Below are 19,076 nucleotides of genomic sequence, written 5' to 3'. Positions count from 1 at the left end.
ACCAATAAACAAAGAAAAGATTATGTTAGTAACAACGACTCCCATTATTGAAGGGAAAAGAATAATTCACTATTATGGAATTGTCTCTGGTGAGACGATCATCGGTGCCAATGTATTTCGTGATTTTTTAGCCGGTATTCGTGATTTTGTAGGTGGACGTTCCGGTGCTTATGAAGAAGTGCTCCGTCAGGCTAAAGAAACAGCGATAAAGGAAATGGAAGAACAGGCTGCCCGGCTCGGGGCTAATGCTGTAATAGGCGTTGACCTGGATTATGAAACCGTTGGGGGTAGTGGTAGCATGTTGATGGTAACTGCTACCGGAACGGCGGTAGTGATAGAATAATAACAGGACTCCTCTGGTTGTTAGTAAAGTTATAACAATTGGGGGAGTTTTTCTATGAAGAGAAGATATGCATTGCAATATTAACGGAACTACCTATACAATATCAACCCATGTTCTCGAGGAGGTCTTGGTGCGTGAAAGTTTTTTTGAACTTGCCCGTTCTACATTTGGGCTGGACTTTGAACCTTGGTTTCAAAAATGTCTCGGTTAGATTGAGCCGGCCTTGTTCCACAAGTTGTTCAACCAGTGTAGCCGTCATAAGTTTGGTGATGGAGCCTATGCGATATTTGAATGCTTCACCGTTTTGTTTCTTATTCAGATTATTTTGTCCGAAACGGCGTGTATACACCGTTTTCCCTCCTTTGGAAATGGCCACAGAACCAATACCTTGATTATACTTCTCGATATGATTAAGAAAAGAATCGATTTTGGCTGTGTTTATTTCTTGTCCCTGTATTGGCAACAGGATTAAACAGAAGAGAATACATGAGATTATTGATTTCTTCATATTGTAGATTGTTTTTTACTGCAAACGGTCATATTCGTTTAATTGCTCTTTCAGCTCTTGCAGGTCGGGGAGCGCTTGTCGGATTTCTTCCGGAAGTTCATTATAAGTATAAGTACTGACTCCAATAGGTTTGTTGATGTCTCGAAGCGAGAATTCCACTTCATAGTCATCTTTTCCTTTGCAGAGGAGAATACCGATGGTGGGGCGGTCTTGGGAGTCACGTACCAGTTCGTTAATAGCTGATACGTAAAAATTGAGTTTACCTATGAATTCGGGCTCGAACTCTTTCGCTTTTAATTCGATAATGATATAGGCCTTAAGTTTTGTATGATAGAATAGCAGATCCAATCTATACTCTTTTTTACCTACTCTCAGCAGGTATTGCCGTCCCATGTAAGCGAAGCCTTGTCCCATCTCCAATAAAAATTGTGAGATGTGTTGCACAAGACCATTTTCAATGTCGCGCTCCAATGCTTTGTCTGAAAGTTGGAGGAAATCGAAATGATACGGATCTTTGATAAGTTCGTTGGCGAGTTCACTTTGAGGTTCAGGGAGAGTGGTAGAAAAGTTATTGATAGCTTTGCCTTGAGTATGATAGAGGTCTTTTTCGATGTGATATTCTAATATGGCACGACTCCATCCGTTTTCGATGGTTTTGTGGATGTAGAAGAGGGCTTCCTGAACAACTTTGGTTCGTTCCATTATGAGTCCGTGATGCCCCCAGGGTATTTGAAATAAAGAATCGTCTTCTAATTTGGCCACAAGTTGTGGCCGAATTGTATTGTATTGATTATAAAAGAGATAGAACTGTTTGCAACGTCTTAGATTCCGATAAGAGAACCCACCTATAGTAGGAAACTCCATTTGTAAGTCTTTACTGAGCCGTTCTATGAATCCGCTTCCCCATTGTGCATTCTCTTGCTTTTCTACAATCTGTTGCCCGAGGTTCCAATATAGGCGGATGAGCTCGCTGTTAACGGCTACTGCCGCTTTTATCTGGCTGAAACGTATTTTTGATTTAAGCTCTGTGAGCCATTGTCGGTAGTCTTCTTGCAATCCATAAAGCTGTTCCATTGTGTGTTGAATAGTATGATGAGACACAAAGGTAACAAAAGATATATATAAGAGAACGCTAACCGAATCTTTTTTTGTCAATGCGAACAATGATCACACAAGCCCTTTATCACGTAATTGATACTTTCCGCAGTGAAATGTTGTGGCAGGCTGACTGCCGGGATATGTATATTCCGCAAGCAATATGTCTTGTGGCACTTAGTACAATAGAAATGTACATGCAGATCATCAATGTCACAGTTGCATTCATTCCCACATACGGCGTACTTTAGTGAGCCTGAACCATCGTCGATACCATGTATGAGATGATGTTTCAGAAAAAGGTTAATAGTGCGTGAGAGTGTAGATTTGTCCACAGTATCCAGATACGTCTCCAGATCGAGCAGGCTGAAAGCCCGGTTGAACTGCATCATGGCTCGAAGGATAAGCAACCGCATAGCGGTTGGCTTAATATCCCGTTGTCCTAATTTGTCGAGGTAGATATTCTCTTCCATAATCATCTTCTGTTTTCATTGTTTATGCCGGATGTAAACCGATCTGAAGCACCTTGCTTCTGTATTCGTATGGCATTCAGGATAGCCAGCAAAGCTACGCCTACATCAGCAAACACAGCTTCCCACATGGTAGCCATGCCAACGGCACCCAATAGCAATACGGCCAGTTTTACACCGAAAGCGAGAATGATGTTTTGCCAGACAATCCGTCGGGTAGCACGACCGATGCGTATGGCAGTTGCTACTTTAGACGGCTGGTCGTTTTGTATCACTACATCTGCTGTCTCGATGGCTGCATCACTACCCAGGCCTCCCATAGCGATACCCACATTGCTCATTGCCAGTACAGGTGCATCATTGATACCGTCTCCTACGAAAGCAATGCGGTGGGCAGGATTGGCCTTCAGTTGTTCAATATGGGCAACCTTTCCTTCGGGTAGCAGATCGCCGTATGCCTGAGATATTCCCAATTGCGCTCCTAATTTAGAAACAATTGCTTGTTTATCGCCCGAAAGAATTTGTATATTATCAATATTTAATGCTTTCAGTGCCTGGATAGCTATCTCTGCATCCTCTTTGGGAGTATCAGCCAGAAGAAGAAATCCGGCATATGTTCCGTCTACTGCACAAGTTACAATGGTATCTGCCGAAACATTCAATTCTGCCGGGCAGGCAATGTTGTAGCGGGAGAGTAGACGGGGATTACCTGCCAGTACTTCGTGCCCGGCTATGATAACTCTTAGTCCGTGTCCGGGTATCTCTGTTGTGTCTGTGGCAGGGAGGAGTGTTACTTCCTTTCGGATCGCATATTCACCGATGGCACGTGCTATCGGATGTGTGCTTTTCTGCTCCGCAGAGGCAACGTATTGCAATAACTCTATATCGGAAAAGAGTACGCTCTCCAGATGCTGTACTTCAAATACTCCTTTGGTGAGAGTTCCGGTCTTGTCGAAAACTACGGTGTTGACCTGAGTAATAGCATCCAGATAGTTTCCCCCCTTGAACAGGACTCCGGCGCGGGAAGCTGCTCCGATACCTCCAAAATAGCCTAAAGGGATACTGACAACGAGCGCGCAAGGGCAGGAAATAACCAGAAACACCAGACTCCGGTAAAGCCAGTCTCTGAAAACATAATCAAATGCAGGCACTCCCAATGAGTAGAGGAAGGGGAGGAGAACGATAAGTACTGCCAATCCCGTAACGATAGGGGTATATATCCGTGCAAACCGGCGTATGAATAACTCTACAGGTGCTTTCCGCTCGTTGGCTTCTTGTACCATGGCAAGTATTCGGGCAAGTGCACTTTCATTAAATGGTTTGGTTACTGTAAGCCGTACTACCCGGTCGGTAGCAATCATCCCTGCAAGCACCGTCTCTCCTAAGCGTATGGTTCGAGGACGACTTTCTCCGGTTAGTGCAGCTGTATTGAAAGAGGCCTGATCGTTTTGCATCATTCCGTCAAGAGGGACGCGTTCGCCGGCTTTTATCTCGATGGTTTCTCCTACCTTAACATTTTCAGGGTGCATTGCCTCCGGACGTTTATCACGGATGACTGTTGCCGTTTCCGGACGTACATCGAGCAGTGCTTTGATATTTCGCTGTGCATTCCCCACTGCACGATCCTGAAAAGCTTCTCCGATGGAGTAGAATAGCATCACTGCCACTCCTTCGGGATACTCACCAATGCAGAATGCGCCGATGGTGGCGATACCCATCAGCATAAATTCATTGAAGAACTCTCCGTGACGGAGTCGTCCGAAAGCCTCCCGCAATACAGGCCATCCTACGGGCAGGTAGGCCACTGTATACCATATCAGAGCACTGCCCGGCAGTGTAAACAGATTGAAATGATTGAGTATCATTCCTACTGCCAGCATGGTAAAACTGATGATAGCCGGTATATATTCGTTCTTTTTCTTTTCTGGGCTACAGCCGGAAGGGTGACAACAGTTACAGCTCATAATGATTCTATTATTGATTTCTGATGCAAATATAGGGCATTTGCATGTGCAACTGGGTTGCAATCTTGTCAAGAGCTGATTTATTGATTCTTAACTAAAAAAACAACTATTCGGGAAGAAAGTAGCATTTACATCACAACACAATGTCATTTGCGTCGTAACATAGTATGTAATGAACCGTAACATACCGTGTAATTTTCATTATATACCGAGGAAATACTTAAAAAGTACCGAAGAAAGAAGGCATATCCTCCGTATATAAAAGAAGAAAGGAGAAAGCTGCGGCTCTCTCCTTCTAATGTAGTTTAATTGAATCTACTTTATGATTACGTTAACAAAGATACGATATAAAAAAGCTAAAGTCAAGTAATCCGACATCTTTTTTCTTTCTTTTTTATTTGCTTATCTCGTTTGGAATCAATACTTTTAGCCTTTCGTAAACCTCTAAAAATTTATTCTATGGATAGCTTGCTTTTCTGGCTGGTTCCTGCCGCCTCTGTATTGGCTCTCTGCTTTGCTTATTATTTCCACAAGCAAATGATGAAAGAGAGTGAAGGTACTCCTCAAATGATTAAGATTGCTGCAGCAGTGCGCAAAGGTGCCATGTCTTATCTGAAACAACAGTATAAGATTGTGGGATGGGTATTTTTCGGTCTGGTAGTCTTGTTCTCTATTATGGCCTACGGTTTTCAGGTACAGAATGCCTGGGTACCTATTGCGTTTCTGACCGGTGGTTTCTTCTCCGGACTTTCGGGATTTCTTGGTATGAAGACGGCCACTTACGCTTCTGCACGTACCGCCAATGCTGCGCGTACTTCTTTAAATGCCGGACTGAGGATCGCTTTCCGTAGTGGTGCGGTGATGGGACTGGTAGTAGTAGGCCTTGGACTTCTTGATATATCTTTCTGGTATTTATTGTTGAACTGGGCCATTCCGGCTGATGTGCTGAGTCCTACTCATAAACTTTGTATTATCACTACTACGATGCTGACTTTCGGTATGGGAGCTTCCACACAGGCATTGTTTGCCCGCGTAGGTGGCGGTATTTATACCAAAGCAGCCGATGTGGGTGCCGACCTTGTGGGGAAGGTAGAAGCAGGCATACCGGAGGATGATCCGCGAAATCCGGCTACCATTGCCGATAATGTAGGTGACAATGTAGGTGATGTGGCTGGTATGGGAGCCGATCTTTATGAGTCCTATTGTGGCTCTATCCTTGCTACCGCTGCATTGGGGGCAGCTGCCTTTATTCATACAGGTGACACCGTGATGCAGTTTAAAGCCGTTATTGCCCCAATGCTGATTGCTGCTGTGGGTATTCTGCTTTCTATCATTGGTATCTTCTCGGTACGTACCAAAGAAAATGCTAAGATGAAAGACTTGTTGAACTCGCTTGCTTTCGGTACAAATCTGAGTTCGGTATTGATAGTAGCGGCTACTTTCTTTATTCTTTGGTTATTGCAGCTTGAAAATTGGATGTGGATTTCTTGTGCCGTGGTAGTTGGATTGGTTGTTGGTATTATCATTGGCCGTTCTACCGAGTATTATACATCCCAGTCCTATCGGCCTACTCAGAAGTTGAGCGAGAGCGGTAAGACTGGTCCGGCTACAGTTATTATCTCCGGTATCGGTTTGGGTATGATCTCTACAGCCATTCCTGTATTAGCTGTGGTAGTGGGTATTATAGCCTCTTTCCTGTTTGCTTCCGGCTTCGACTTCAATAATGTTGGTATGGGACTTTATGGTATTGGCATTGCTGCCGTAGGTATGCTTTCTACATTAGGAATAACCCTTGCTACGGATGCCTATGGACCGATTGCCGACAATGCTGGTGGTAATGCTGAAATGTCCGGTTTGGGTGAGGAAGTACGTAAGCGTACGGATGCCCTCGACTCATTGGGTAATACAACAGCTGCTACAGGTAAAGGATTTGCCATTGGCTCTGCTGCACTAACGGGGCTTGCCTTGCTTGCTTCTTACATTGAGGAAATCCGTATCGGGTTGACCCGTCTGGGAACAGTAGAACTGACGATGCCCAATGGCGATATTATAGCAACTGCCAATGCTACCTTTGTGGATTTTATGAATTACTATGATGTCACTCTGATGAACCCAAAGGTGCTTTCCGGTATTTTTATTGGTTCTATGATGGCTTTCCTTTTCTGTGGATTGACAATGAATGCCGTTGGGCGCGCTGCCGGTCATATGGTGGATGAAGTACGTCGTCAGTTCCGTGAGATAAAAGGTATCCTGACCGGAGAGGCGGAACCCGATTACGAACGTTGTGTGGCTATCTCCACCAAAGGTGCTCAGCGTGAGATGGTTATTCCTTCACTTATAGCCATTGTTGCTCCTATTCTTACCGGAGTTGTTTTTGGAGTGACTGGAGTTGTTGGGTTGCTTATCGGTGGTTTGAGCAGTGGTTTCGTACTTGCTATTTTTATGGCTAATGCCGGTGGTGCTTGGGATAATGCAAAGAAATATGTGGAAGAAGGCAATTTGGGTGGCAAAGGTGGCGAAGTACACAAAGCAACTGTTGTAGGCGATACCGTTGGCGATCCGTTTAAAGATACATCCGGCCCGAGTTTGAATATCCTGATAAAGCTTATGAGCATGGTCGCCATTGTTATGGCAGGTCTGACTGTTGCCTGGAGCTTGTTTTAGTTGAAAGTTGAAAATTGAAAGTTGAAAATTACTATGCAGCGTTATAGCGTAGCCAATTTTCAACTAAATAATTATCTTTGTGCCGTTTTTTAAATGTAAGGATGATTGTGCTATTAGTTGAAAGTTGTTACGTAGCATGATCGCGCAGTTAATTTTCAACTTTCAATTTTCAACTAAATAAAGCGATTATGCTATTACCTTATTTGAATGAAGGTCTTGTGGAGGCTGGTTGTGATGAAGCCGGACGCGGTTGTTTGGCCGGTTCTGTTTATGCTGCTGCCGTTATTCTTCCGGTAGATTTTAAGAATGAACTCTTGAATGATTCCAAACAGCTCACCGAAAAACAACGTTATGCTTTGCGTGAGGTTATTGAGCGGGAAGCTATTGCCTGGGCTGTTGGGATTGTATCTCCCGAAGAGATAGACGATATAAATATTCTGAACGCCTCTTTTCTTGCCATGCACCGGGCAGTAGATCAGCTCAAGGTACGACCGGAACATCTTCTCATTGATGGTAATCGTTTTAAAAAGTATGCTGATATCCCTCATACAACGGTGATTAAAGGGGACGGGAAGTATCTGTCTATTGCTGCTGCTTCTATCCTGGCGAAAACTTATCGCGATGATTACATGAACCGGCTGCATGAAGAATTCTCTTATTACGATTGGGATCATAACAAAGGGTATCCCACAAAAAAACACCGTGCAGCTATTGCCGAACACGGTGTTTCTCCTTATCATCGGATGACCTTCAACCTGTTGGGTGACGGTCAGTTATCTTTAGAATGCTGATGTCGTAGTTGTTGTTACCACTTTTTTGGTTTTCTTCTTTCCCCAGGTAATGTTGAATCCCATACTTACGTTTGCATTAGCATTGCCTACCGGAACATATTGTGGGGTTACTTTGGTTATCATGTGGTCTGTTCCAATGAAGAAGTTGAAACCACTCGGGTGGAAATTCAGTACCCATCCCAATGACGAACCGAAACTGCTTATTGCATAGTTTACAGAAGCCTCAAACCATCTTACCGGGGCTACATTGGCTGAAAGGCGTGCTTCCGACCATGTGAAAGGCTTATTGAAATGTGTGGATGAAAGCAAACCGAATTTCAGGTTCTTATAATAAGGAAGCACGTATTCGGCACCGATATTCATGGTAGTGGCCAGTTTGGTAGTACGGCTCTTAACTGTTCCGTCATCATAGAACTTGATGAATTCTTCAAACTGATCCCCCAGGTTATCCAACTCGTCGTCTATATCTCCCGGTTCACCTTCTCCTGGTTTTACTGCAATTGGATTTTCAAATCCCTTGAAGGTGTAGTTATGTTGCATTTTAGCTTTCAGCCCGTTGTTCCATTTAATGAACCCCAGGTCAAGTAGAGCAGCCGAAAGGGTAAGTCCTTCTACGTAATCATCCATTTTGTATACAGCTCCCAAATCAAATCCAACTCCGTAACCACCTATACCTGGACCATCGATGTCAAAACCGTCAATTTCTCCGGGTTTACCGTGTTCATCGGGCTCTTTACTTTCGAAATACCCCCCCTTCAATGAACCTTCTACCTGTCCTTCAGCATCTATGAGCCATTCGTCTTGTCCCATTGTGATGTCCATTCTCTTGATTTGCGCTTCTGCATTAGCTCCTCCTACCAGGAATTTAACTTTGGCACCTATTGTCAGGCGATCTTTAATGATCTCATGCGAATGTCCCAAAGCTACTTCTGCATAATTGTTGGAGCGTACGGTGAGATCTTTTACTCTATAATGAGTTCCGCCTTCGTCGCTCATTCCTGTTTTCATAAAGTCAAAAAGTCCGTATGGCAAGTTGACAGAAGTATTAGAGCGGAATGCAATTTCAAATGTATTGAAACCTCCGAAACCACGGAAACCAAATGCAATAATAGGCATACGAAGATTTACACTGAGGTGGTTGTTAGTATGCAGGTTGCTTAGAAACTCTTGACTGCCAACGGTCGGGTTCATAAACGTAGTCAGTTTATATCCGTTCTGATTATATTTATAAAGGAAATCATTCACCCCGATATTACCCTGAAGTCCTACATTGAAATTACCTAATACGAAGAAGGGTAAATTGATATAATTACTTTCATTCATAAATGCCGGGTTGAGCTGATGACGATAAGTCATACCTTCCATAAAATAGCTCGAGTTGAGGCTTTGTGCCCCTACGCCTGTAGTACAGAGAATAAAGAGTGAAGCCAGTGTGGCTTTTAATTTATAGTGTTTCATTGTTCTATTCGTTTTTTGATACATCTAAATTAGTTCAAATCTATAATTACACCATTGGGTACTTTCAGTCGTACATTCTTCAATTGCAACGTTTGGTTTTCGTTCAGTTGTTGTCCCTCGGCACCTTCTGCTGATGCTGCTACGATTTCGAAAGCAAGTCCGTCCAGTCTCTTGACAGCTCCGGAAGTCGTTTCTTTTATTTCAATGACTAATGTACTTTCAACGGCTATATTGTTCTTACCGGCTTTGATGGTACCGTCTTTTTTACCATCAACTATTACTGTGACAGCAACACCTTTCAGTTCTTCGGCTTTTCCTTGATTATCTACTGTCAGTGCCTTAGCTGTGAGGTTCAATCCTAACGGGATTGTGTTGAAAGCAGTAGCGGTAGCGTTTACCTGTTGTATTTCATAGTCTTTCAAGTCATCATACCAACCGTCTACACTGTCTTTGTAAACAATCGTTGTGATGTTTTTACCAAATACGAAAGGTACGTTCACGTCATAATCGGTAGTAATATTGTAAGTACGCCCTAATTCGACAGTAGTTTCGTCGGTAGTAGCGTTGGTTTTTACGTCGAACTTAAATATGTCAGGAATCTTGTTGATAAGTGTAGGCAAATTGGGCACTGCCACATGGGTTATTCCTTCCATATTTGTAGGTGCTAACGGTGAAAGACAGAATTTCTGATCTTCTTCTTTGTTCAGTTTGAAGCTGAATGTTACAGGCTTATTAGGATCTCCTACCGGTATTTCTTCACTACCCTTGTTTATGAAAGAAGTGATTATACCATTTACGTTTGCTGCAACCGGGGTATTGTTCTTAGCTGTGAAGAATACCATTGGATTCTGTACAGACAAGGTTACTTTTTCATCATCCAGAAAGTCGGGCAGCCCGGACAGAGTAACCGGATCAATGTTGATATCTATCTTTGGTTGTACAATACCTGTAACTGACTTTATGCTGATAATAGGTTGTTTGGACTGTTTGTCCTGTAGTGTGATTTCCACTGTCAGATTGATACTAACAGGGCCTTCAACTCCTTGTTGTACATCGCCGGTATTGATACTGACTTCTCCTTCCAGAGAGATAGTTCCTTTCATCAGAAGTTGAGAATATTCATCGCCTTTGATAAACGTGACCCCTTCTTGATTATTACAGTTAATTCCGTCAACGGGAATTGTAATTGTCAGTCCATTTGCGGCAGTAGCTTCTTCTCCTGTCAGGTGTAATACTCCATTTGTGAGTCTCGGTGATTTGATAAACTTCGGGAAGCTCAGTTCAACACTCTTTAAAGTGAGTTTACTGATGATTGTTGCCGGTATAGAAAAGCGAATCACAGCTTCCATATCCATATCGATAGAAGAGAGGCTTGTGATATCTGTCGGAAGGTTTTCACCCTTCAATTCGAAATTTGTACTCTCTATTGGAAGTGGTGCTGAGATATCAGTTGGAGGAAGACCGGTCAGAGGCGGTATGGTAAAGTTTAATTCTGGTCTTATCGGGGTGATATTGGGAGCTTCTACCTGAAAGCCATTTACTGAGATGTTTGTGTTACTTTCCGATCCTTCCTGTAGCAGATAATAATTGCCTTCATTGTCGATCTTTACAACGCCATCTTCTTCAATATCCAGTATCTTACTCAACTTTATCGGCTCAGTCTCTCCTCCGGGAATAGCGAATTCGCTTCCACCCACCTGAATGGTTAAGTCGATGTCTTTAGTAAGATCATAATCGTTATCCACACAAGAGGATAGCGTGAGTAATGAGGCCATGAGGGCACATGAGCCGAGTTTTAAGTGTTTTTTCTTCATAATGCATTCCTTTTTAACACGATAGTAGTACTTTTTGCAAAAATAAACAAATAAATCAAACGGCACAAACTTTGTGTAAGAAATGCATCTTGCAGATATTCTTTGTTTTACAACAAAAAGAACACTTAAGCAGCTATTTAAACCACTTAAGCATTCTTTATGTCTGTTTGGACCTGATTTAATTGAAAATTGAAAATGAAGAAAGTTATTTAATGAAAAGTTGAAAGTTGTTGCCCTGTCACGCTGCATAGTACTTCTCCCTTCTCTACTCTCCTTTTTTCCTTCCCCTTCTTTAGAACCATTTAATCTTTCTGAATATGATGAACGCCATTGCAGAAAGCACTACTGAGGATAATACGATTAATGCAAAAGCATGTGGCACTTCATCAATGTGTATATCTACATTCATTCCATAGAAACTGGCAATCAGTGTAGGTATCATCAATGTAATAGACAGGCTTGTCATGCGTTTCATGATCGCATTCACATTGTTGGAAATGATAGAGGCAAATGCGTCCATGGTTCCCGTAAGGATATCACTATAGATATTCACGGTATTGAATGCTTGTTTTAATTCGATTATAACATCTTCCACTAATTCCTGGTCCAGATAGTCGGTATCTTGAAAAATACTTTTCAGCTTACCTATCATCACCTCATTACCACGAATAGAGGTGTTGAAGTAAACGAGTGTTTTTTGTAATTTCATCAGGCGCAGGAGATCTTCGTTGCGGATACTTTTTTCCAGCTCTTTTTCTGCTGCGGTGATGTCAATATTAATTTGTTTCAGGTATTTCAGAAACCATACTGCCGATGAATAGATAAGCCGTAAAATCAAGTCTAATTTATTGCGTACTATGATCCCTTTACGGCGGGTATGTTCAATAAAATCCGGTAGTAATTCCGTGTTGTGATAACATACGGAAACAATGATTTCATTGTTGGTAATGATACCAATGGGGACGGTACTGAATGGGATGGCGTTCTGATTACTTTGTACGGGTATGCGAAGAATAGTCAATAACCAATTTCCCTCCGTATCTGTACGAGGGCGTTCGTCGGTATCGGCAATGTCATTCAAAAAAGATTCTGGGACTTGTAATTCCTGAGTCAGAAACTCAAAATCATTTGCATCGGGGCATACTACATTCACCCAGCTATTGGGTAGCCATTGTGATTTTTCCACAAAGCCAGCCTCACAATAAAGATATTTTCTCATCTTATTGCCTCCTTTCGTTTGTTTTTAATCCGAACAGAGGCATCATGACGCTTGTATGGCTCTGTTCGCTTTTAGTTAATACTGTTGCACGTTCGCGGGTTTGAATCGTCCATATTTATATTCTTAATATTTTTAAAAGCGGGGCAAAAGTACGGAATATTTCTTATAAGAGTGCACCTTATTCTCCTTTTTTGTGATTAAAATAATCTTTTTCGTACCTTTGCACCCGAATTAAAGAAAGCCAATTAATTAATTTTAAATATTATGAGTAAGAAAGCCCTTTTAATGATCCTTGATGGTTGGGGAATAGGCGACCACGGAAAAGATGACGTAATTTTTAATACTCCCACTCCTTATTGGGATTATTTGCTAAAAACGTATCCTCATTCTCAGCTTCAGGCAAGTGGTGAGAACGTGGGTTTGCCCGATGGACAGATGGGTAACTCAGAAGTAGGACACCTTAATATTGGTGCCGGACGTGTCGTTTATCAGGATTTGGTAAAAATCAATCTGGCATGTCGTGATAACAGCATCATGAAGAACCCCGAAATTGTTTCTGCTTTTACTTATGCTAAAGAAAACGGAAAGAATATTCATTTCATGGGATTGACTTCTGATGGTGGTGTACACAGTTCATTGGATCATCTGTACAAGCTTTGTGATATATCCAAAGAATATGGTGTTGAGAATACATACATTCATTGTTTCATGGATGGTCGTGATACAGACCCGAAGAGCGGTAAAGGATTTATCGAACAATTGGAAGCGCATTGTGCAAAATCAGCCGGCAAGATTGCTTCTATCATTGGTCGCTATTATGCAATGGATCGCGATAAACGTTGGGAGCGTGTGAAAGAAGCATATGATTTGCTGGTAAATGGCATTGGTACAAAAGCTACAGATATGGTTCAGGCAATGCAGCAGTCTTATGATGAAGGTATTACTGACGAATTTATAAAACCGATTGTTAATGCGAACGTTGACGGTACAATTAAAGAAGGCGATGTTGTTATCTTCTTTAATTATCGTAATGACCGCGCGAAAGAGCTGACTGTAGTACTGACTCAGCAGGATATGCCGGAAGCAGGTATGCATACTATTCCGGGGTTGCAGTATTATTGTATGACTCCATATGATGCTTCTTTTAAAGGTGTTCATATCTTATTCGATAAAGAAAATGTGATGAATACTTTAGGTGAATATCTGGCTGCCAAAGGTTTGCAACAGCTTCATATTGCTGAAACAGAGAAATATGCACATGTAACATTCTTCTTTAACGGTGGACGTGAAACTCCATATAATAATGAAGACCGTATCTTGGTTCCGTCTCCCAAAGTAGCTACTTATGACTTGAAGCCGGAGATGAGTGCTTACGAAGTGAAAGATAAACTGGTGGCTGCCATCAACGAGAATAAATATGATTTTATCGTTGTGAACTATGCCAATGGCGATATGGTAGGACATACCGGTATTTATGATGCAATTGAGAAAGCGGTTGTTGCCGTAGATGCTTGTGTAAAAGAAACAGTTGAAGCAGCTAAGGCGCAGGGCTATGAAGCTATCATTATTGCCGATCATGGTAATGCCGATCACGCTTTGAATGAAGATGGTACTCCGAATACAGCACACTCTCTGAATCCGGTTCCTTGTGTGTATGTTACAGAAAATAAGGATGCTAAAGTAGAGAATGGACGTCTTGCTGATGTTGCTCCTACAATCCTGAAGATTATGGGACTTGAAGCACCGGCGGAAATGAATGGTAATGTACTGATTAAGTAATATATAATTTATGGTAGAGACGCACTGCATGCGTCTTGTAGCTTTGCAAACACGAATGAAATGTTTATAAGGGTACAAGGTGTATTCAATGCGTCTCTGCTTTTAATAGATTGAGTGAATGATTCAAATAGGAGATGTTGTAGTAAGTTTAGATGTGTTTCGCGAAAAATTCATTTGCAACCTGAAGGCTTGTAAAGGTGAATGTTGCATCGAAGGAGATGCCGGTGCTCCGGTTGAACTCGATGAGATTGCGAAGCTGGAAGAGGTGCTTCCTGTGATTTGGGAGGAACTTTCTCCGGAGGCTCGTGCCGTTATTGACAAACAAGGAGTGGTGTATACTGACCAAGAGGGAGATATTGTGACTTCTATTGTAAATAATAAGGATTGTGTATTTACTTGCTACGATGAAAAAGGCTACTGCTATTGTGCCATTGAAAAAGCTTACCGCGAAGGGAAAGTGAATTTTTACAAACCTGTGTCTTGTCATCTCTATCCTATTCGTGTGGGCGATTATGGTCCTTATAAAGCTGTTAATTACAGCCGTTGGGATATTTGTAAGGCAGCTGTGCTATTGGGCAAGAAAGAAGATGTACCGGTATATAAATTTCTGAAAGAACCACTTATTCGTAAATTCGGAGAAGAGTGGTATAGAGAGTTAGAGGTTACTGCAGAAGAATTAAAGAAACAACGTTTTATTTGATTGGAACAAGGTAGTATTCCAACCTTTCTTTTTAAAAAGAAAAGCGCCGGTACAAAGGATTTTCCTTTGTTTACCGGCGCTTCTTCGTTGTAAGATGTGAGGTTGGTGATATAATTACGTATTATGCATCGATATTTGCATACGTTGCATTTTCTTCAATGAATTCGCGGCGCGGTCCTACGTCTTCACCCATTAACATGGAGAAGATGAAATCAGCTTCTGCTGCGTTTTCAATATTTACTTGTTTTAGCATACGGTTTTCCGGGTCCATCGTTGTTTCCCACAATTGCTGGGCGTTCATTTCACCCAAACCTTTATAGCGTTGTGTATGAACCGCGTTTTCCGAACCACCGCCATAGGTATCGATAAACTTCTGGCGTTGCGCATCTGTCCAGCAATATTCTTCTACTTTACCTTTCTTACACAGATAGAGCGGAGGCGTAGCGATGTACAGATAACCATTCTGGATAATCTGTGGCATATAACGGAAGAAGAATGTCATGATCAGTGTGTCGATGTGAGAACCATCGACATCGGCATCGGTCATAATGATAATCTTATGATAGCGCAACTTGTCAATGTTGGCAGCCTTGCTATCTTCTTCTGTTCCGATAGTAACACCTAATGCTGTATATATATTACGGATTTCTTCGCTTTCAAGCGCTTTATGGTACATTGCTTTCTCTACATTCAAAATCTTACCACGTAAGGGTAAGATAGCCTGGAATGCACGGTTACGACCCTGTTTGGCTGTACCACCTGCTGAATCTCCCTCAACGAGGAATAATTCACATTTTTGTGGATCTTTGTCCGAACAGTCAGCCAGTTTACCCGGAAGTCCGCCACCGGACATCGGAGATTTACGTTGTACCATTTCACGTGCTTTACGGGCAGCGTGACGAGCTGTTGCAGCAAGTACCACCTTGTCAACGATCAGCTTGGCTTCTTTCGGATGTTCTTCCAGATAATAAGCCAATGCTTCACCTACTGCTTGGTCTACAGCTCCCATTACTTCGTTGTTACCCAATTTCGTTTTGGTCTGTCCTTCAAACTGTGGTTCAGCCACTTTAACAGAAATAACAGCAGTCAAACCTTCGCGGAAGTCATCACCGGAGATTTCTACCTTTACCTTTTCCAGCATTTTGCTGTCTTCGGCATATTTCTTCAGCGTACGCGTCAGTGCACGACGGAAACCGGCCAGGTGTGTACCACCTTCTATTGTATTAATATTATTTACATAAGAGTGGACGTTTTCAGAGAATCCGGTATTATACATGATAGCCAGTTCAATGGGGATACCCTGCTTCTCCGTGTCCAGATAGATCACATCATTAATCAGGTGATCACGTGAGGATTCTAGATAACGAACAAACTCCTTTAAGCCTTCTTCTGAATAGAATACTTCTTGTTTGAATTTGCCTTCATCATTAACTACACGGCGATCTGTCAATGTAATTCTGATACCTGCATTCAGGTAAGCAAGTTCGCGCATACGTCCGGCAAGAATTTCATACTTGTAAACCGTTTCTGTGAAGATGGTAGCATCCGGCCAGAATTGTTGTTTTGTTCCGGTATGTTCCGACTCGCCTACTTCCTTTACGGGATAAAGCGGTTTTCCTATTTCATACTCCTGCTGGTAGATTTTACCATTACGGTAAACCTGACTGATCATGTGGGCAGACAGCGCGTTCACGCAAGACATACCTACACCATGCAGACCACCTGAAACTTTGTACGAACCTTTGTCGAATTTACCACCTGCATGAAGTACCGTCATCGCTACTTCAAGTGCTGATTTCTGTTCTTTTTCGTGGAAGTCTACAGGAATACCACGTCCATTGTCCTGTACGGTAACTGAATTATCTTCGTTGATTGTGACTTCAATGTGGTCGCAATAACCTGCCAACGCTTCGTCGATAGAGTTATCAACGATTTCATATACCAAGTGATGAAGTCCCTTTACACTGATGTCGCCGATGTACATCGCGGGGCGCTTGCGCACAGCTTCCAGACCTTCTAGAACCTGAATGCTGTCGGCTGAATACGATCCGTTGTCCTGGGGAACTTGGGAGAATAAGTCTTCGCTCATAATTGCCTTTCTAAGTTATAATAACAGAGCAAAAATAGCAAAAAAAAATGGATTGAGGAAGAATAAAGGGTGAAAAAACAAGAATACTGATAAGTAGTGAAAAAGAAGAAGGTTTATCTGATTAGATGGATCCTAACGCACAAAAGACCGAACTAAAAAGTCCAGTCTCTGTGTTGTATGAAGTAGTGCTAATTTCTTATATTAAGCAAGCTTATTAATGTAGATAGCCAATTTAGACTTCAAGTTGTTAGCTTTGTTCTTGTGAATAATATTCACTTTAGCCAACTTATCAAGCAATTTTGTGATGCCTGGATACATAGCAGTTGCTTCTGCTTTGTCAGTAGTCGAACGAAGTTTTCTAACAGCGTTTCTCATGGTTTTACCATAATATCTGTTATGAAGTCTTCTTGTTTCTTCTTGTCTGATTCTCTTTAGTGATGATTTGTGATTTGCCATCTCGACTAATCTGTTTTAATTCGTTTATTTTTTTAATTGTAGCCCGTGGGGGAGTCGAACCCCCCTTTCAAGAATGAAAATCTTGCGTCCTAACCGATAGACGAACGGGCCATCATTTCTTTGAAGCGTTTCCGTTTCTTTTGCTTTTCGAGTGTTTGTTTCTCGATTGCGGATGCAAAGGTAGATACTTTTTTTGAATTAGCAAATATTTCGCAAGATTTTTTTTATAAGAAGTTACCTCGTTTCTTGTGTTATACCTGATTTTCTTCTGATTATCAATAAAATAATGCAGCAAAAAAAATGTCATATAGATATTCTTTTTTTTAGGTAGTAGAAGATGAACTACTAACATTCCGCTTTTTTTTGTAGTTTTGTGTTGAATTAGAATTAGAAGAGAAATGTTACAAAAAACGGTTGGGATAGTTCTTCATACACTGAAATATAATGATACATCTAATATTGTTGAGATGTATACTGAGTTGTTGGGGCGCGCCTCTTTTTTAGTTTCGGTACCACGTTCGAGAAAAGCGGCAGTAAAGTCCGTATTGTTTCAACCACTTTCTTTGATAGAGTTTGAGGCAGATTTCCGACCCAATACTACTCTTTATAAGATAAAAGAGGCAAAATCCTTTTTTCCTTTCTCTTCAATACCTTACGATCCATATAAGTCAGCTATCGCTCTTTTTCTGGCGGAATTTCTTTACCGTGCCATTCGTGAAGAAGCGGAAAACCGTCCGTTGTTTGCTTATCTGATTCACTCCATTACCTGGCTGGATGAATGCCGGGAGAGTTTTGCCAATTTCCATTTGGTGTTTTTAATGCGTCTTTCCCGCTTTTTGGGGTTATATCCCAATTTGGAGGATTATCATGAAGGGGATTATTTTGATATGTTGAATGCTTGTTTTACCTCGCTTCGTCCGCAGTTGCATTCGTCGTATATTGGTCCGCAGGAGGCATTCCGTCTTATTGGTTTGATGCGAATGAATTATGATACGATGCATATTTTCGGTATGAACCGTACAGAACGGGCACGTTGCCTCACAATTATTAATGAGTATTATCGGTTGCACTTACCCGATTTTCCGCTATTGAAATCTTTAGATGTGCTGAAAGAGTTATTCGATTAGTTGCTTCGTCTCTATGTCCTTTGCGGTGAGCTGATTTATTATTAATCAGTTTTACGCTAAATGTTGTCTGCCATTACCATCTATTTATCTCTCCGGTATCGATAAAGTCCTATCTCGTAGAGTAACGTAGGAAGCCTCGGTGTGTAGCGTTGTTTTAGATGTACATGTAAAGCGGTACGACATGTGCATGTGGTGCAGTACGACATGTGCATGTGGTGCAGTACGACATGTACATGTGGTGCAGTGAAACATGTACATGTAAAACAAGACTGCTCACCGGGGAAAGGAACGTTCCTTTCTGAGAAAGACAAAGTACAATACCGGGCAACGGTGGCGATGCCGTTTAGGGGCACTTCCGCTACCGAAAGGATAGGGCCATAATCTTTGTTCTTATATGGATATGAATCTATTTCACCACAGAGTAACACGGAGTTCCACAGAGTTTAAATCTTTATTGAAACGCAAATGAACGCAGATTTTCGCAAAGGGAAACAAATGTATGATAAAGAGCTACAGTCTTTTAATCTGCGTTTATCCTTTAGATTTGCATCATAATAAATAGAGGTTGAAATATTATCTTTGTAGTTAAAACAAGTTAA

At 41.8% G+C, this 19,076-nt stretch carries 15 protein-coding genes and 1 tRNA gene; 6 read left to right on the top strand and 10 right to left on the bottom strand.

The window, feature by feature from the left end:
• The first annotated feature begins 22 nt into the window (after positions 1-22).
• Complete coding sequence (locus HCG69_RS14825) at positions 23-343, top strand: heavy metal-binding domain-containing protein (protein WP_002558749.1); 321 nt, start codon at positions 23-25, stop codon at positions 341-343.
• A gap of 103 nt (positions 344-446) precedes the next feature.
• Here the strand turns inward: HCG69_RS14825 and HCG69_RS14820 are convergent, their stop codons facing one another.
• The 4 genes from HCG69_RS14820 to HCG69_RS14805 all read right to left on the bottom strand — a co-directional run bounded on the left by HCG69_RS14820 (position 447) and on the right by HCG69_RS14805 (position 4,380).
• On the bottom strand, positions 447-851 hold the full coding sequence (locus HCG69_RS14820; RefSeq protein WP_002558750.1) for a serine hydrolase domain-containing protein: 405 nt from the start codon (positions 849-851) through the stop codon (positions 447-449).
• A 15-nt stretch (positions 852-866) separates the two neighbouring features.
• On the bottom strand, positions 867-1,925 hold the full coding sequence (locus HCG69_RS14815; protein ID WP_221650677.1) for a YhcG family protein: 1,059 nt from the start codon (positions 1,923-1,925) through the stop codon (positions 867-869).
• Positions 1,926-2,002: 77 nt separating this feature from the next.
• Entirely contained in the window at positions 2,003-2,419 is a 417-nt protein-coding gene (locus HCG69_RS14810) for a Fur family transcriptional regulator (protein WP_025866617.1), read from the bottom strand.
• A 2-nt stretch (positions 2,420-2,421) separates the two neighbouring features.
• Positions 2,422-4,380 (bottom strand): heavy metal translocating P-type ATPase, encoded by a 1,959-nt coding sequence (locus HCG69_RS14805; RefSeq protein ID WP_221650676.1) that lies wholly within the window; start codon positions 4,378-4,380, stop codon positions 2,422-2,424.
• 459 nt (positions 4,381-4,839) lie between these two features.
• Between HCG69_RS14805 and HCG69_RS14800 the strand changes: the two genes are divergently transcribed.
• Both HCG69_RS14800 and HCG69_RS14795 read left to right on the top strand, forming a co-directional pair.
• Complete coding sequence (locus HCG69_RS14800) at positions 4,840-7,044, top strand: sodium-translocating pyrophosphatase (protein ID WP_221650675.1); 2,205 nt, start codon at positions 4,840-4,842, stop codon at positions 7,042-7,044.
• 188 nt (positions 7,045-7,232) lie between these two features.
• Positions 7,233-7,835, top strand: coding sequence for a ribonuclease HII (locus HCG69_RS14795; RefSeq protein ID WP_221650674.1), 603 nt, complete (start codon positions 7,233-7,235; stop codon positions 7,833-7,835).
• Here the strand turns inward: HCG69_RS14795 and HCG69_RS14790 are convergent.
• The 3 genes from HCG69_RS14790 to HCG69_RS14780 form a co-directional block, all read right to left on the bottom strand.
• Complete coding sequence (locus HCG69_RS14790) at positions 7,824-9,293, bottom strand: DUF5723 family protein (RefSeq protein WP_221650673.1); 1,470 nt, start codon at positions 9,291-9,293, stop codon at positions 7,824-7,826. The genes HCG69_RS14795 and HCG69_RS14790 overlap by 12 nt on opposite strands.
• A 29-nt stretch (positions 9,294-9,322) precedes the next feature.
• Complete coding sequence (locus tag HCG69_RS14785) at positions 9,323-11,107, bottom strand: hypothetical protein (RefSeq protein ID WP_221650672.1); 1,785 nt, start codon at positions 11,105-11,107, stop codon at positions 9,323-9,325.
• Between the two features lie 292 nt (positions 11,108-11,399).
• On the bottom strand, positions 11,400-12,326 hold the full coding sequence (locus tag HCG69_RS14780) for a magnesium transporter CorA family protein (protein ID WP_221650671.1): 927 nt from the start codon (positions 12,324-12,326) through the stop codon (positions 11,400-11,402).
• A 264-nt stretch (positions 12,327-12,590) separates the two neighbouring features.
• Here HCG69_RS14780 and gpmI point away from each other — a divergent pair, with 264 nt between their 5' ends.
• Together gpmI and HCG69_RS14770 are read left to right on the top strand one after the other, a co-directional pair.
• The gene (gene gpmI / locus HCG69_RS14775) at positions 12,591-14,105 is read left to right on the top strand and encodes a 2,3-bisphosphoglycerate-independent phosphoglycerate mutase (RefSeq protein WP_221650670.1); all 1,515 of its coding nucleotides are present in this window, start codon (positions 12,591-12,593) and stop codon (positions 14,103-14,105) included.
• A gap of 118 nt (positions 14,106-14,223) precedes the next feature.
• On the top strand, positions 14,224-14,805 hold the full coding sequence (locus HCG69_RS14770) for a DUF3109 family protein (RefSeq protein ID WP_221650669.1): 582 nt from the start codon (positions 14,224-14,226) through the stop codon (positions 14,803-14,805).
• A 121-nt stretch (positions 14,806-14,926) separates the two neighbouring features.
• Here the strand turns inward: HCG69_RS14770 and gyrB are convergent, their stop codons facing one another.
• The 3 genes from gyrB to HCG69_RS14755 form a co-directional block, all read right to left on the bottom strand.
• Entirely contained in the window at positions 14,927-16,894 is a 1,968-nt protein-coding gene (gene gyrB / locus HCG69_RS14765; RefSeq protein WP_221650668.1) for a DNA topoisomerase (ATP-hydrolyzing) subunit B, read from the bottom strand.
• A gap of 201 nt (positions 16,895-17,095) precedes the next feature.
• Positions 17,096-17,350 carry a 30S ribosomal protein S20 gene (gene rpsT, locus HCG69_RS14760; RefSeq protein WP_221650667.1) on the bottom strand — a complete coding sequence of 85 codons (255 nt, stop codon included), beginning with the start codon at positions 17,348-17,350 and terminating at the stop codon, positions 17,096-17,098.
• Between the two features lie 39 nt (positions 17,351-17,389).
• Positions 17,390-17,461, bottom strand: a tRNA-Glu gene (locus tag HCG69_RS14755).
• Positions 17,462-17,748: 287 nt separating this feature from the next.
• Here HCG69_RS14755 and recO point away from each other — a divergent pair.
• A complete protein-coding gene (gene recO, locus HCG69_RS14750; protein WP_221650666.1) occupies positions 17,749-18,477 on the top strand; it encodes a DNA repair protein RecO in 729 nt (242 codons plus the stop codon).
• Positions 18,478-19,076: the final 599 nt, after the last annotated feature.

The organism is Bacteroides sp. K03 (assembly GCF_019734355.1).
GTDB classification, from domain to species: domain Bacteria; phylum Bacteroidota; class Bacteroidia; order Bacteroidales; family Bacteroidaceae; genus Bacteroides; species Bacteroides nordii.
This window is presented reverse-complemented; position numbering and strand designations above follow the sequence as displayed.